Annotated in this window: 16 protein-coding genes and 1 other annotated feature; of the genes, 2 read left to right on the top strand and 14 right to left on the bottom strand. The window is 39.7% G+C overall.

Annotated elements, in window-relative coordinates; all coding sequences use genetic code 11:
• Positions 1–1,002, bottom strand: a complete 1,002-nt coding sequence (gene btuC / locus PR834_RS10775) for a vitamin B12 ABC transporter permease BtuC (RefSeq protein ID WP_272536650.1) — start codon at positions 1,000–1,002, stop codon at positions 1–3.
• A 116-nt stretch (positions 1,003–1,118) separates the two neighbouring features.
• On the opposite strand from btuC, the gene PR834_RS10770 reads away from it, so the two are divergent.
• Complete coding sequence (locus tag PR834_RS10770; protein ID WP_272536649.1) at positions 1,119–2,168, top strand: RhoGAP domain-containing protein; 1,050 nt, start codon at positions 1,119–1,121, stop codon at positions 2,166–2,168.
• A 63-nt stretch (positions 2,169–2,231) separates the two neighbouring features.
• On the opposite strand, the gene ihfA is transcribed toward PR834_RS10770, so the two are convergent.
• The 12 genes from ihfA to PR834_RS10715 all read right to left on the bottom strand — a co-directional run bounded on the left by ihfA (position 2,232) and on the right by PR834_RS10715 (position 12,195).
• Entirely contained in the window at positions 2,232–2,528 is a 297-nt protein-coding gene (ihfA, locus tag PR834_RS10765) for an integration host factor subunit alpha (RefSeq protein WP_004263721.1), read from the bottom strand.
• A 4-nt stretch (positions 2,529–2,532) separates the two neighbouring features.
• Positions 2,533–4,920 carry a phenylalanine--tRNA ligase subunit beta gene (gene pheT / locus PR834_RS10760; protein WP_272536648.1) on the bottom strand — a complete coding sequence of 796 codons (2,388 nt, stop codon included), beginning with the start codon at positions 4,918–4,920 and terminating at the stop codon, positions 2,533–2,535.
• Between the two features lie 14 nt (positions 4,921–4,934).
• Positions 4,935–5,918 (bottom strand): phenylalanine--tRNA ligase subunit alpha, encoded by a 984-nt coding sequence (gene pheS, locus PR834_RS10755; protein WP_004263717.1) that lies wholly within the window; start codon positions 5,916–5,918, stop codon positions 4,935–4,937.
• 123 nt (positions 5,919–6,041) lie between these two features.
• Positions 6,042–6,171 (bottom strand) — a sequence feature (Phe leader region).
• Positions 6,121–6,165, bottom strand: a complete 45-nt coding sequence (gene pheM, locus PR834_RS20445; RefSeq protein WP_136134757.1) for a pheST operon leader peptide PheM — start codon at positions 6,163–6,165, stop codon at positions 6,121–6,123. It overlaps the preceding feature by 45 nt.
• A gap of 89 nt (positions 6,172–6,260) precedes the next feature.
• A complete protein-coding gene (gene rplT, locus PR834_RS10750; RefSeq protein WP_004263714.1) occupies positions 6,261–6,617 on the bottom strand; it encodes a 50S ribosomal protein L20 in 357 nt (118 codons plus the stop codon).
• Positions 6,618–6,663: 46 nt separating this feature from the next.
• Positions 6,664–6,861, bottom strand: coding sequence for a 50S ribosomal protein L35 (rpmI, locus tag PR834_RS10745; protein WP_004263702.1), 198 nt, complete (start codon positions 6,859–6,861; stop codon positions 6,664–6,666).
• 95 nt (positions 6,862–6,956) lie between these two features.
• Positions 6,957–7,496 (bottom strand): translation initiation factor IF-3, encoded by a 540-nt coding sequence (gene infC / locus PR834_RS10740; RefSeq protein ID WP_071524539.1) that lies wholly within the window; start codon positions 7,494–7,496, stop codon positions 6,957–6,959.
• A 346-nt stretch (positions 7,497–7,842) separates the two neighbouring features.
• Entirely contained in the window at positions 7,843–8,382 is a 540-nt protein-coding gene (gene infC / locus PR834_RS10735) for a translation initiation factor IF-3 (protein WP_071524538.1), read from the bottom strand.
• A gap of 3 nt (positions 8,383–8,385) precedes the next feature.
• Positions 8,386–10,314 (bottom strand): threonine--tRNA ligase, encoded by a 1,929-nt coding sequence (gene thrS / locus PR834_RS10730; protein ID WP_004910357.1) that lies wholly within the window; start codon positions 10,312–10,314, stop codon positions 8,386–8,388.
• A gap of 256 nt (positions 10,315–10,570) precedes the next feature.
• A complete protein-coding gene (locus PR834_RS10725; RefSeq protein ID WP_272536647.1) occupies positions 10,571–11,158 on the bottom strand; it encodes a hypothetical protein in 588 nt (195 codons plus the stop codon).
• A gap of 85 nt (positions 11,159–11,243) precedes the next feature.
• Positions 11,244–11,693 carry a methyltransferase family protein gene (locus tag PR834_RS10720; protein ID WP_272536646.1) on the bottom strand — a complete coding sequence of 150 codons (450 nt, stop codon included), beginning with the start codon at positions 11,691–11,693 and terminating at the stop codon, positions 11,244–11,246.
• Positions 11,694–11,796: 103 nt separating this feature from the next.
• Positions 11,797–12,195, bottom strand: a complete 399-nt coding sequence (locus PR834_RS10715) for a hypothetical protein (RefSeq protein ID WP_094961745.1) — start codon at positions 12,193–12,195, stop codon at positions 11,797–11,799.
• Between the two features lie 657 nt (positions 12,196–12,852).
• Between PR834_RS10715 and PR834_RS10710 the strand changes: the two genes are divergently transcribed.
• Entirely contained in the window at positions 12,853–13,557 is a 705-nt protein-coding gene (locus PR834_RS10710) for a MarC family NAAT transporter (RefSeq protein WP_004263665.1), read from the top strand.
• Here the strand turns inward: PR834_RS10710 and PR834_RS10705 are convergent.
• Positions 13,551–14,177, bottom strand: coding sequence for a transglycosylase SLT domain-containing protein (locus tag PR834_RS10705; protein ID WP_233618327.1), 627 nt, complete (start codon positions 14,175–14,177; stop codon positions 13,551–13,553). The two genes, PR834_RS10710 and PR834_RS10705, sit on opposite strands and share 7 nt — an antisense overlap.
• Positions 14,178–14,262: the final 85 nt, after the last annotated feature.

Here is a 14,262-nt window from a genome sequence, read left to right as displayed (position 1 = left end):
TTACCGCCATTGTTGGTGACGAATTAACAAGAAAATAAATACCGGGGCCCCTAAGGTTGCCGTAATAACACCAATGGGAACTTCCGCATTGGCGATTAATAACCGAGACAGAATATCTGCTGTTAATAACCCTAATGCCCCTGCCACTGCAGAACCAACCAATAATACGCGGTTATCTGTTAAACCACTTAATCTCAATATATGAGGAATAACTAAGCCAATAAAGCTAATCGCCCCCGCAATAGCAACGCTGAGACCAATTAATACACCGCTAATAATAATCAATATAAAACGCCATTTATGAATTGAGATACCTAATTGATAGGCTTGTACCGTTCCTAATGAAAGGTAATTCAGTATATTTCCTTGGAAAAGCACCCAAATTAAAAATGGCAAGCAACCAATAACAAGACCAAATTGTCGCCAATCAACCCCACTAAAACTCCCCATCATCCAATAGAGTAACTGTCGCAAATCAAGGTTGCTGCTCATGTACACCATCCATGTCATACAGGCGCCACTAATCACGCCCAGAGCAACACCAACAAGCAATAAACTTGAATTATTCAAGTTTTTACGGCGAGCAAAATAGAGCAATATGGAGGTAAAAAATAGTGCTCCCATAATTGCGCTAATACTTAATAGCCAATAGTGCGTCACGCCTGAAGACAATAATACAGCCAGCACCACAGCAACACCTGCACCGTTACTTACCCCCAATAAGCCAGGCTCGGCCAAGGGGTTTTCAAATAAGGCTTGCATGATAGCCCCTGTGACTGCAAGAGCTGCGCCAATAACAATCACCGCAAGTGTGCGGGGAAAACGAATTTGTCCCACGAACATGTGTCCTGCATCACTCATCCATTGTGTTGGTGGTAACCACACTTCACCTGCACACAGAGAAAATAGCACAGCAGTAATCAGCAAAGCACTCAATAGACTAATTAGCTTTAAGTCGGAACATCGCTGTTGATGATGCAAATTTTCAAGTTGCTGATCCATTGAATTTTTTCTTATTTTTCATTAAGTCAGGAAATTATAGCTTTTTATGTAAGCAAAGCGATAACAATAATCTTATGCTCCTGCATAATTTAACGACCTCATCAAAAGGAAATTATATGGGTACTACATCAAATACAAATCTTCATCCTAGGCTTAAATCATTTAACCTACAACCAGCCCAACCAATAGAGACTGTATATAGCGAAAGAAAGGGGTTTTTTGCATCCATAAAGAAAATAATAAATAGCTGCAAAAGTTTCTTTGGTTTCGTCTCAAATCACAATTTCGAACCTATAAATATAGAAAATGTAAAGTTCAAGGCATTGACAGAACAAGAAAAATTAGTAAACAGTACTATTTCTGATACCGTTAGCAGAAACGCACTTTCGCCACATGAAGTCTCTCTGTTAGAAACAAAACCACCTATTATACAAACACTAGTTAAAATCCTAATTGAAAAAAATAACGCCCTATCAACGGAAGGAATTTTTCGAATTCCAGGTCAAGAAACAGCCATGCAATTTATAAAAGATAATATTAATAAATCAAATTTAGCTGATTTAGATACTTGTAACCTAGCAGGGGCGTTAAAATCTTTATGCTCTGAAGTAAATAGTAATTTTCCCTCAGAAGAAAATAGAATGAGTTTGCTCATGAATCAACATCACGAAGACTACCTCAATCTGTTGAAAGTTAAAGTAGGAGAAATATTCACAGAAAAATCAGAAAATCACAATGCGTTACTGAAAATAATTGAAATGTTAGAATTTAACATTTTCACTCAACAAAAAGCACAGATATTCAAACAACAAGTTTCAAAAGCAGAAGATTTAGGTGGATGTAACGAACATACTAGAAAACTAATTCGCTATCTTTTCGATGAAATCACAGAGAATTCTAGTCAATGGAAAGCTTCAGTATTAAAGCACAGCGAAGTAATGAAATCACCCTTAGCTCAAACACTAGCCCCTCTAATTGCTGGGATAGTAAAAAACTCAGACAAAAATAAAATGTCTGCACATAATCTCGCTATTGCAGCAAAAGCTCTACTCATACCTGCAAATACCTTTTCAAAGAACACTAAACCAGAAGACATAACTTTAAGAGAAAATATGTCTACCCATTATTTTGAAGCTATTGCTACTTATATGGCTAATAAATACTAACTCTGCACTTTTAGTAAAAACAAAAGACCGCCTAGGCGGTCTTTTTCATATCAAACGATATAATTACTCTTTCGGAGTTGCTTTTTCCACACGGCTTTTTAATTTTTGCCCTGGGCGGAAAGTAACAACACGGCGTGCAGTAATTGGAATATCTTCCCCAGTTTTTGGGTTACGTCCAGGACGTTGATTTTTATCACGTAAATCAAAGTTACCGAACCCAGATAATTTTACTTGCTCACCGTTTTCTAAGGAAAGGCGAACCTCTTCAAAGAAAGTTTCGACAAGGTCTTTAGCATCACGTTTGCTAACACCCAGTTTTTCAAACAAATTTTCTGACATTTCAGCTTTAGTAAGCGCCATAGGATTAGTCCCTCAAGGAGGCTTGGAATCGCTGTTTTAACGCAGCAACACACAGATCAACGGTAGCGGTAATCTCTTCTTCTTCCATCGTACCTTGGGTATCTTGGAAGACAAGACTGATAGCAAGGCTCTTGTAACCGTCCGCTATCCCCTCACCACAATACACATCAAACAAGTTTATGCCAACTATATGATTTATGCCAACTTTTTTACACTCTGCCAAAACTTCTGCAGCGGCGACATTTTCTGGCACGACTACAGCGATGTCGCGGCGGTTCGACGGATAGCGTGAAATCGCCTTAGCTTCAGGGATGACACGTTGTGCTATCGCATCACTACGAACCTCAAACACCACCGTACGACCATTTAAATCGAGTTTACGTTCTAACTCTGGGTGAACAACACCGATAAAGCCAATGTGTTCATTACCCAGATAAATCCCAGCACTTTGACCTGGATGTAATGCAGGATGTGCCTCAGATTTAAATGTAATTTGATTTAGTTTCCCAGTCAATTCAAAAACAGCTTCAAGATCACCTTTTAAGTCAAAGAAGTCAACAACTTGTTTATCTAATGACCAATGTTCTTCAAATCTGTTACCTGTAATGACCCCTGCCAGCATAGGTTCTTGGCGAATTCCATATTCTGCTTGATTATCAGGAATAAAGCGCAGACCTGTCTCAAATAAACGAATTCTATTTTGTTGACGATTCTGATTATAGACAACAGTACCTAATAAACCAGTCAACAATGACAAGCGCATTGCAGACATATCAGCAGAAATTGGGTTAGGTAAAGCTAATGCTTCTTGCTGAGGATGTAATAACGTTTGAATTTTAGGATCAACAAAGCTGTAAGTGATGGCTTCTTGATAACCACGGTCGACTAACATCGCTTTAATGCGCTTCAATGGCAAGTTAGCTTCTTTGTGATCTGTCATGATCAAATCAGCACGTAGCGGTACGTCTGGAATGCTGTTGTAACCATAGACACGTGCCACTTCTTCCACTAAGTCTTCTTCGATTTGCATATCGAAGCGCCAGCTTGGAGCAACAACATCCCATGTATTAGCAGAAACCGTCACCTCACAACCTAAGCGAGTTAAGATATCAGTCACTAATTCATCTTCAATAAAATGACCAATTAAGCGGTCTAATTTTTGACGAGTCAGTTTGATATTTGCCGCTTTCGGTAAATGTTGTTCATTAGTGACATTAATGATCTCACCAACTTCACCGCCACAAATCTCAACAATTAACGCTGTAGCACGCTCAATGGCTTTAAACTGCAATTGAGGGTCAACACCACGTTCGAAACGATGTGAAGCATCTGTGTGCAAACCGTAATTACGCGCACGACCTGTAATTGATAATGGGTCAAAAAACGCACACTCTAACAGAATATTTTTGGTTTCAGTATTAACACCAGAGTGTTCACCGCCAAAAATACCTGCAATACCTAATGCTTTTGATTCGTCAGCAATCACTAATGTGTCTGATTTTAATGTCGCTTCACTGCTATCGAGCAGAACCAGTTTTTCACCTTCTTTTGCCATACGAACGACTATCGCGCCGTCTAAGCGGTCTAAATCGTAAGCATGTTGAGGTTGACCCAGTTCTAATAATACATAGTTAGTAATATCAACTACCGCATCAATCGAACGTACGCCACCACGACGTAACTTTTCCTTCATCCACATTGGAGTTGGAGCCGATACATCAATATTTTTGATTACACGACCAACGAAGCGAGGACAAGCATTTGGTGCTTCAACACGAATTGGGAAAGTATCTTTAGTGGTTACAGGTACTGTGTTAATTGCAGGTTCAGATAGCGCTAATTTATTAATAACAGCAACGTCACGCGCAACACCTAGAATACTTAAACAATCGGCACGGTTAGGCGTTATGCTAATTTCAATCGCATTATCATCCAGTTTCAGATATTCACGGATATCTGTTCCAATTGTTGCATCTAAAGGTAATTCGATGATCCCACTATGGTCATCAGAAACACCGAGTTCTGAGTAGGAACACAACATCCCCTCAGAAGGTTCGCCTCGCAGTTTTGCCGCTTTAATTTTAAAATCACCCGGTAATACTGCACCTACCGTTGCGACAGCAACTTTAAGACCTTGACGACAGTTTGGAGCACCACATACGATGTCGAGTAAACGCTCACCACCAACGTTAACTTTTGTCACGCGCAGTTTGTCTGCATTTGGGTGTTGGCCGCACTCAACCACTTCACCTACCACAACACCGTTAAATTGACCTGCTACACCTTCAACACCATCAACTTCAAGGCCCGCCATGGTGATTTGGTCTGATAATGCTTCACTACTGATCGCCGGGTTTACCCATTCGCGTAACCATAGTTCACTGAATTTCATGAGATAGACCCGCCTTATTTAAACTGTTTGAGGAAACGAAGATCATTTTCGAAGAATGCACGTAGGTCAGAAACACCGTAACGCAACATTGTTAAGCGCTCCATCCCCATACCAAAGGCAAATCCAGAGTAGACTTCAGGGTCAATACCTACATTGCGCAATACATTTGGATGCACCATTCCGCAGCCTAATACTTCTAACCATTTACCATTTTTACCCATAACATCAACTTCCGCTGAAGGTTCGGTGAATGGGAAATATGATGGTCTGAAACGTACTTGAACTTCCTCTTCAAAGAAGTTATTCAAGAAATCATGCAATGTGCCTTTTAGATTGGTAAAGCTGATATCTTTATCAACAATCAGGCCTTCTGTTTGATGGAACATTGGTGTATGCGTTTGGTCGTAATCATTACGATATACACGACCAGGAGCAATGATACGAATCGGTGGTTGTTGGCCATTCATTGTACGGATTTGTACACCCGATGTTTGCGTACGCAGTAAGCGTTTTGCATCAAACCAAAAAGTATCATGGTCAGCACGCGCGGGATGGTGAGCAGGTATATTTAACGCATCAAAGTTATGATAGTCATCTTCGATTTCTGGACCAGTTTCAACAGAGAAACCTAATTCGCCAAAAAACTCTTCAATTCGCTGAATTGTACGGGTCACTGGGTGTAACCCACCATTTTCCATACGACGCCCAGGTAATGACACATCAATTTTTTCTGATACTAGACGTGCATTAAGAATTTCAGCTTGCATCGCGTCCTTACGGGCGTTCAGTGCATCTTGAACCTGTACTTTAGCTTCATTTATCACAGCCCCTGCTGCTGGGCGTTCCTCAGCAGGCAGATCACGCAACGTTTTCATCTGTAGTGTGAAATGGCCGCTCTTGCCTAAATATTCAACACGCACTGATTCCAACGTAGCAACATCTTGGGCCTGTTCAATGGCTGCTTTTGCCTGTGCAACCAACTCAGCGAGATGTGGCATTGTTTCCCCTTTATGACCACTTGGTCTTTTTGCTAGTTATTCACTATATATATTAAGCTTCACATTCTATTTGGTAATGAATGAATACTTAACTGATTTTACTGTACTTAATCTAAAACTAGAAATGAAAAAGCCTCCCTAAGGAGGCTTTAGCGTAACTTTTCATTTCTTTTTTCTATTTACGCGAAAAAGCCCCCGAAATTCAGGTGCTAAAGTAAAAAAAGAAACGAAAAATCACAGAATGCATGTAGTAAACTCTCAATAACTAACTGTATCTAAAGTATTAACACAAATAGCTATAAATGAAAAGAGGAAGTTTCCCTCCTCTTTCCAAGCAAACAATTAAGCTAAAGCGCCTTTCGCTTTTTCAACTAAAGCAGTGAATGCTGCTTTATCGAAAACTGCGATGTCTGCTAAGATCTTACGGTCGATTTCAATTGAAGCTTTTTTCAAGCCATTGATGAAGCGGCTGTAAGACAGACCGTTCTGACGAGCCGCAGCGTTGATACGTGCGATCCACAGTTGACGGAACTGACGTTTACGTTGACGGCGGTCACGGTAAGCGTATTGACCAGCTTTGATTACCGCTTGAAATGCTACGCGGTAAACACGTGAACGTGCACCATAGTAACCTTTCGCTTGCTTCAGAATTTTTTTGTGACGTGCACGGGCGATTACACCACGTTTTGCGCGAGCCATAAGCTATCTCCTATCGTCTTTATCTTATATTAACTAAATTGTTTACTTATGCGTAAGGCAGGCAAGCAACTACCAGACCCAGATCGCCCTTAGATACCATTCCTTTCGGACGTAAATGGCGTTTACGCTTAGTTGACTTTTTAGTCAGGATGTGACGAAGGTTTGCATGCTTACGCTTAAAGCCACCGCCTGCAGTTTTTTTAAAGCGCTTTGCTGCGCCACGTACAGTTTTAATCTTTGGCATTTCTTTTATTTCCAACTTCGCATTGTGATTAACTACGAATTAATTAGGCGAATAACATCTATATTGCTATAAACGAGTATTACTTGCAGGCCTAATTATTTCTTCTTCGGTGCCAGCACCATGATCATCTGACGCCCTTCAATTCTTGAAGGGAAAGACTCCACGGATGCCAGTTCTTCCAGATCAGCTTTGATGCGGTTAAGCATTTCCAGACCGATCTGCTGGTGAGCCATTTCACGACCGCGAAAACGCAGTGTAACTTTAGCTTTATCACCATCTTCCAGAAAGCGAGTCAGGTTGCGTAGTTTGACCTGATAATCACCTTCATCTGTACCAGGGCGGAATTTAATTTCCTTCACCTGAACAACTTTTTGTTTCTTTTTTTGCTCTTTTTGAGATTTGCTCTTCTCATAAAGGAATTTGCCGTAATCCATGATACGACAAACTGGCGGTTCAGCATTTGGGCTGATTTCTACTAGGTCTACACCTGCTTCTTCAGCTTTTTCAAGCGCTTCGCGTGCGCTCATGATGCCTAACTGTTCACCGTCTAAACCCGTTAAACGGACCTCTGGAACACGAATTTCATCATTGATACGATTTGGACGTGTTGTTGGGATTCTTTTTCCGCCTTTAATACTTCATTCCTCCAATTGGATAAAGAGATTTGCTTCTCTCAAGCAAATACACTCGTCACTCAATAGTTACTACTTGACGCGTGTACGATATTCTTTGTTTGTCTTTATGCGCTATGCGCTGACAAAGTGATTCGACCGCGGATTTTAATGCTTCTTGCCGGATTACTCAAGTAAATCTTGCAATAAATCACACTGAACTGTTTGAAAACTTGGATTTTGAGGGAAATTTGTAGCATTGAAGCAATTATTTTTATTCATTAGATAAGACAAATAAAATAGAGAAGCAGCGCCCAAATGAGCGCTGCTCGACTCTAGCAATTACTTCGCTATAACCATACTGGCTTAATTATTTTTTCTTTGGTGCCAATACCATGATCATCTGGCGTCCTTCAATCCTTGATGGGAATGATTCTACTGATGCCAGTTCATCCAGATCGGTTTTGATGCGGTTAAGCACTTCTAAGCCAATCTGTTGGTGAGCCATTTCGCGACCACGGAAACGCAGTGTCACTTTAGCTTTGTCACCATCTTCCAAAAAGCGAATTAAACTACGTAGTTTAACTTGGTAGTCGCCTTCGTCTGTTCCCGGACGGAATTTAATTTCCTTCACTTGAACAACTTTTTGTTTTTTCTTTTGTTCTTTTTGAGATTTGCTTTTCTCATAAAGATATTTACCGTAGTCCATGATACGACAAACTGGTGGCTCAGCATTTGGGCTGATTTCGACTAAGTCGACACCTGCTTCTTCTGCTTTAAAGAGGGCTTCACGCACACTCATTACACCAAGTTGCTCACCGTCTAAACCAGTGACACGGATTTCTGTTGCGCGAATTTCATCGTTAATACGATTTGGGCGCGCCGTTGGGAGTTTTTTTCCGCCTTTAATACCTTATTCCTCCATCTGATTGAGTTGACGACTGCGGATCTCTTCAAGCAGTTTTGTCATGAATTCGTTGACATCAAGGCTGCCTAAGTCTTTACCACGACGGGTACGTACAGCAACTTTACCTGATTCAACTTCTTTATCACCACATACTAACATGTAAGGGACGCGACGCAGCGTGTGTTCACGGATCTTAAAGCCGATTTTCTCGTTACGTAAGTCCGCTTTCGCACGAATGCCAACACTTTGCAGCTTGCTTACTAATTCTTGAACATAATCTGCTTGGCTATCAGTAATGTTCATTACAACCACTTGCTGTGGTGCTAACCATGTTGGGAAAAAGCCTGCATACTCTTCTGTTAAGATACCAATGAAGCGTTCTAGTGAACCTAACACTGCACGGTGGATCATAACAGGAACGATACGTTCGTTATTTTCACCTACATAGGAAGCTGTTAAACGGCCCGGTAAGAAGAAGTCTAACTGGACAGTACCACATTGCCATGCACGGTCAAGGCAGTCGTACAGTGTAAACTCGATTTTCGGACCATAAAATGCGCCTTCACCTGGTTGGTATTCAAACTCAATACCTTTTGATTTCAGTGCATTCGCTAAGTCTTCTTCCGCCCTATCCCACATCTCGTCAGTACCGATACGTTTTTCAGGACGGGTTGATAGTTTTACGACAATTTTTTCGAAACCGAAAGTTGCGTAAACATCATAAATCATTTCAATACAGCTAGTTACTTCGCTTAAGATTTGCTCTTCAGTACAGAAGATATGTGCATCATCTTGAGTAAAGCCACGCACACGCATTAAGCCGTGCAGTGCACCTGATGGCTCATTACGGTGACAGCTACCAAACTCTGCCATACGCAATGGTAAGTCACGGTATGATTTCAAACCTTGGTTGAAAATCTGTACGTGACCTGGGCAGTTCATTGGTTTCACACAATATTCACGGTTTTCAGAAGAAGTCGTAAACATCGCGTCTTTATAGTTATCCCAGTGACCTGTTTTTTCCCACAGCACGCGGTCCATCATGAATGGACCTTTAACTTCTTGATAGTTATAAGCTTTCAGTTTAGTGCGTACAAAGGTTTCCAGCTCACGGAAAATTGTCCAACCGTCATTATGCCAGAATGCCATACCTGGCGCTTCTTCTTGCATATGGTATAAATCTAATTGTTTACCAATTTTACGGTGGTCGCGCTTAGCTGCTTCTTCTAAACGTAATAAATAGGCCGCTAATTGTTTTTTATCGGCCCATGCGGTGCCGTAAATACGTTGCAGCATTTTGTTATCGCTGTTACCACGCCAGTATGCGCCAGCCACTTTCTGTAATTTAAAATGGTGGCAAAAACGCATATTCGGTACGTGTGGACCACGACACATATCAACATATTCTTCGTGATGATATAAACCAGGGCGGTCATCTTGGCTAATATTTTGATCTAAAATTTCAACTTTATAGTCTTCGCCACGGGCAACGAAAGTTTCACGAGCTTCGCTCCAAGAAACGCGTTTTTTCACCACATCATAATCTGTTTTGGCAAGCTCAAGCATACGCTTTTCAAGCTTTTCCAAGTCTTCCTGCGTCAGCATATGGTCTAAATCGACATCATAGTAAAAACCATTATCGATAGTAGGGCCAATCGCCATTTTCGTGTTTGGCCATAGTTGTTTAATTGCATGACCTAACAGGTGAGCACAAGAGTGACGAATAATTTCGAGTCCGTCTTCATCTTTACTCGTAATAATGGATACGTTTGCATCATGTTCAATTATTTCACATGCATCGACACGTTCGCCATTAATTCGTCCTGCAATACAGGCTTTAGCTAAACCTGCGCCGATGTCACGAGCAACATCCATCACAGAAACGGGGTGGTCAAACTGACGCTGACTTCCATCAGGAAGAGTAATAACAGGCATTAAAAAATCCTTATCAGCAGTGGTGACCCACACGAAAGATCACTTGCTTGATTATTCCAAAGTTATAAATCAATACGTTACTAACGATTTCTCACTTCACAATGCAAGACATGTACACAAATATGGGCAATTTAAGTACCCTATTTCGTTACATCGTGAGTAACTCAACTACTAATGATAACACAGACCTATTTTATGGTGATAGCGTAATGCCGCTAATTGTTCTTCTTCATATGAAAAATCAATACCTTCCCGATTAAATGGCAAATAAGTTATCTAATGCAGGAAATAGTTTCTCTTTTTGCTCAAAAAACACGCGATACCAATGGGATCCACTAGGTGCAATTATCTCTTCGCTGATTATCTTATTTTGTTGAAGAGTAATAACCGATTGAATTGATTTCCATAAAGAGTAAATGATATAGAAAGTGGCTATTAACGAGAGTAATAGTACATAAATATTATCTAATTTCTCTATTTGCCAAAATAAATAAATACAAAAGATAATTTGAATTAACGCCCGAATAATAAAGGCAATACTAAAGAATGACTTCGCATGCTGTATCGTTGCAAAACAGGGATTGGAGAGAGTTTGTCTTCTTTCTTGGACTGGAATACCATTCACATATACCATCCAATCAGATGTATCGCTATTTTTTAAGACTATTCCTTTTTCCTTCATTCCATGAATTTTAAATGAGACTACGACAGCCCAAACAACCCCGATGGTAAATAAATAAAGTATAAAACCACTTACCGAAAAAAAAGCAAAAAATACGCTGAACATTATAAAACATGCGAGTTTACTGGAGTATATCCAAAATGGCACCACCTGATAGTTCATGATTATCCTTAATATGTTTTGCGTAAATTCTAAATTTGAAGTATACAAAACAGATTAAATGATAAAGCGTCTCATTTCCACCAATCTATAACCAACGTCTCGTTTGCTTGCTATATTTTTCCCACTCCTTCTTAAATGATGCAGATAAAAAACGTTCTTCCTGTGGGATCGTGTATAAATCAGTAATCAGCCAAAATACTAACCCTGCGACCAAAAAATAAGGAGAATGTGAAAAGAAAGCTAAAGCCAAGCTCATTGATGTAAAAGCTAAATACATTGGATTACGTGAAAATCGGTAAGGCCCGTTAGTCACTAAATGCGTTGCCTTAACCGTAGGATTTGGTGATGTTTTATGTTTATAAAAGTAGTAAAGACTCGTCGCGACCCAACTCACACTCTCCAGTGCAATTAATATACCTAAAATTCCCATCCAACCAGAAAACGTCCAGTCTAAAAGACCTTGCTTGGAAAGAAAATATACAGCGACCCCATTAGCGACTAACCAATTCAATAATGGCAATTTAAATATATTCATTGCGTTACCTGTAAGCCAAAATGATGCTATTAGCATAGCATAAATGAATATATAAATTTGAGTGGAGGAACATATAGAGGAGTGATATTAACTACAAAAATAATTAGTTATTGGGAGTTAAGGAAAACACACTCTTTAAACCTTCTAATTTACTATATTCTTGCTGGCAAACTAAATTTCGTACATCACTGGGCATGGAATCAATTCTGGTTTGAATATTGGCAAGTTGTTCATCTAAACTATTCATTCCCTTTACATCAACAATGTCCTGATTCACTTTAAGATAATCAGTAAAACTTTGCAGGTTATCCTCTAGACTATTACAAATATCATTACTGGCTAAACTCTGCGGTAAAATAGCACTGAGCGATGTTGGTAAGACTTGGGATATATTCGGATAAATGCTTTGCTTCCACTGCTGAGGAAAAACGATTAGTAACATGGCGGCAGCCAAAACTAATAGCATCGACGCCCCGGCTAATGTCGCTATAAGTTTTTTCATTCTTTTTCCTATTACTCAAAATTAACTGAAAATAGGATAACCAACTCTGCGTAAAGCTATTTTTAAAACTAAAAATCCTTTGTAAAGAAATCCATAACTCTTTTTAATAAAATTTCATTTCTTCATACGGTTTTTCTTGGCGGCATTTTATTAGTTACAGCTAAAGTTAAATGGTTGATTCCGTTTAACATATTCTTTTCCTCCTTATTTGCATGTCATCGTGAATTCTTTTAATGAATTTACATAAATTATCAGTAAATAACATTGCAGCAGATATACTGTATCCCATATCAACTTAAAGACAACCTGTTACGAAATGCCCTTAACCTTTTTATCCCCCATAAAAAGGTTTTTTTTTGCCTTTAAAAATTGAATACTTTTACCACAATCACTCATCTTGCTGTTATTTAACAAATAAAATAAGTTATTCACAGATGAAAGCCATTGTTATCCACAATTAATGTGAACAACTCTTATTATCTACAAACTAATAAATGATAGTTAATATTAACTCTTACTCATCAGTATGCTAACCACCTCCTACCATAAAATATCTCACTAGATATAAATGCTAACCTACAGATCTATAAGAAATTTTGCTATCATTTGAGATAAGGTATTTTATTCACATTAATCAGGAGCTTGAATCTAACTTCCATGACAAATTTTCTTGAGCTATTTCAAGCCGTTGGTATTGGTCTGGTACTGTTACTTCCTCTCGCCAACCCTTTAACTGCAATTGCAGTCATGTTAAGCATCTCTGCTAATATGACAAAAGAGCAGCGTGACCATCAATCGTTATTGGCTTCTATTTATGTATTCGCAATCATGACAATCGCTTTTTATGCAGGCCAATTAGTCATGAACACATTTGGAATATCAATACCAGGACTGCGAATTGCAGGCGGGCTAATTGTGGCATTTATTGGATTTGGCATGCTGTTTCCTAGCAGTGATGTTGGGGAAGACCCAACCGCCAATGCCCTTGATGATCCAAATGTCCCTAAAAAACGCCAAGAATCACCTAGCATTGCCTTTGTTCCTCTTGCTATGCCAAGTACCGCAGGCCCTGGTACTATTGCTATGATCATCAGCTCCACTGCATCATTACAAGGTAATGTTAGTTTTGCCCCATGGGTTTTAAAAGTCGCCCCCGTAATTACCTTTTTTATTGCAAGTCTCATCGTTTGGATTGGTTTAAGAGGCGCAACTTCTATTATGAGGTGGCTAGGAAATAGCGGTATTGATGCAATCGCACGGGTGATGGGATTTTTATTAATCTGTATGGGAGTGCAATTTGTAATCAACGGAATTGTTGAAATTGTCGCGCAACTCCCACACTTAATGCGTGAATATCAATAAGACATAGCTAATGCATTGTAAGCATTTTTAACTTTCCACAAATAGCGTGGGGCTTGCGGTGCAGGATGTTTTGTTTGTACATGTTGATAAAATTCTTCCGGCGATAAGCTGTTAATCATTGCAATCGCCCTACCCTTATCATTATCAAATGTTCTTAATAACGCTCCAGCCCCGTTCACATAAGCGACAACAGTTGCATAATATAACGTCTGAGGGTGGCTTATTCCAGCAAGGTGCTGTTCCCTTAAAATACGAATATAGGCTGTGCCAATATCAATATTTTTTTGTGGATCTTTTAGGTCACGAGTACTCGGCTCCCCTGACTTCCCTTGGTAACGGTATGCGTCACGCCCCGCTGTCGAAGCTTTAATCTGCATCAAACCTATTGCGTTGGATTTACTGACAACTTCAGGCCTAAAATTGGATTCGACCTCAATAATAGCCCTAATTAAAGCTTCATCAACACTATAACGAACCGCAGAATCACGAATAAATTCATCAAAAGGCGTTCTTGGAAATGTCGTATTTTGTGTGGCTATTGGCCCTGTAGGCTCTAACATTCGCTGTTTTGTTACAGGCCTATCTGGCTCGCTTGAACAACCTGCTAGTAGCAGTAGCATAAAAGTACCGCCAATTATTTTTCTCACTGTCGAATCCTCTACGATGGAAGCCGATGGCAGAATAACTAATCCTAAGAAAAATAAA

This window comes from Providencia sp. PROV182 (assembly GCF_028480325.1).
Taxonomy (GTDB): domain Bacteria; phylum Pseudomonadota; class Gammaproteobacteria; order Enterobacterales; family Enterobacteriaceae; genus Providencia; species Providencia hangzhouensis.
Note: the sequence above shows the minus strand (reverse complement) of the source record. Positions and strands in the feature narration are given on the sequence as shown.

Excerpts from the sequence above, each read along its gene's own strand:
- btuC (WP_272536650.1), bottom strand. The coding sequence starts at position 1,002 with ATGGATCAGCAACTTGAAAATTTGCATCATCAACAGCGATGTTCCGAC.
- PR834_RS10770 (WP_272536649.1), top strand. The coding sequence starts at position 1,119 with ATGGGTACTACATCAAATACAAATCTTCATCCTAGGCTTAAATCATTT.
- ihfA (WP_004263721.1), bottom strand. The coding sequence starts at position 2,528 with ATGGCGCTTACTAAAGCTGAAATGTCAGAAAATTTGTTTGAAAAACTG.
- pheT (WP_272536648.1), bottom strand. The coding sequence starts at position 4,920 with ATGAAATTCAGTGAACTATGGTTACGCGAATGGGTAAACCCGGCGATC.
- pheS (WP_004263717.1), bottom strand. The coding sequence starts at position 5,918 with ATGCCACATCTCGCTGAGTTGGTTGCACAGGCAAAAGCAGCCATTGAA.
- rplT (WP_004263714.1), bottom strand. The coding sequence starts at position 6,617 with ATGGCTCGCGCAAAACGTGGTGTAATCGCCCGTGCACGTCACAAAAAA.
- rpmI (WP_004263702.1), bottom strand. The coding sequence starts at position 6,861 with ATGCCAAAGATTAAAACTGTACGTGGCGCAGCAAAGCGCTTTAAAAAA.
- thrS (WP_004910357.1), bottom strand. The coding sequence starts at position 10,314 with ATGCCTGTTATTACTCTTCCTGATGGAAGTCAGCGTCAGTTTGACCAC.
- PR834_RS10725 (WP_272536647.1), bottom strand. The coding sequence starts at position 11,158 with ATGAACTATCAGGTGGTGCCATTTTGGATATACTCCAGTAAACTCGCA.
- PR834_RS10720 (WP_272536646.1), bottom strand. The coding sequence starts at position 11,693 with ATGAATATATTTAAATTGCCATTATTGAATTGGTTAGTCGCTAATGGG.
- PR834_RS10715 (WP_094961745.1), bottom strand. The coding sequence starts at position 12,195 with ATGAAAAAACTTATAGCGACATTAGCCGGGGCGTCGATGCTATTAGTT.
- PR834_RS10710 (WP_004263665.1), top strand. The coding sequence starts at position 12,853 with ATGACAAATTTTCTTGAGCTATTTCAAGCCGTTGGTATTGGTCTGGTA.
- PR834_RS10705 (WP_233618327.1), bottom strand. The coding sequence starts at position 14,177 with ATGCTACTGCTACTAGCAGGTTGTTCAAGCGAGCCAGATAGGCCTGTA.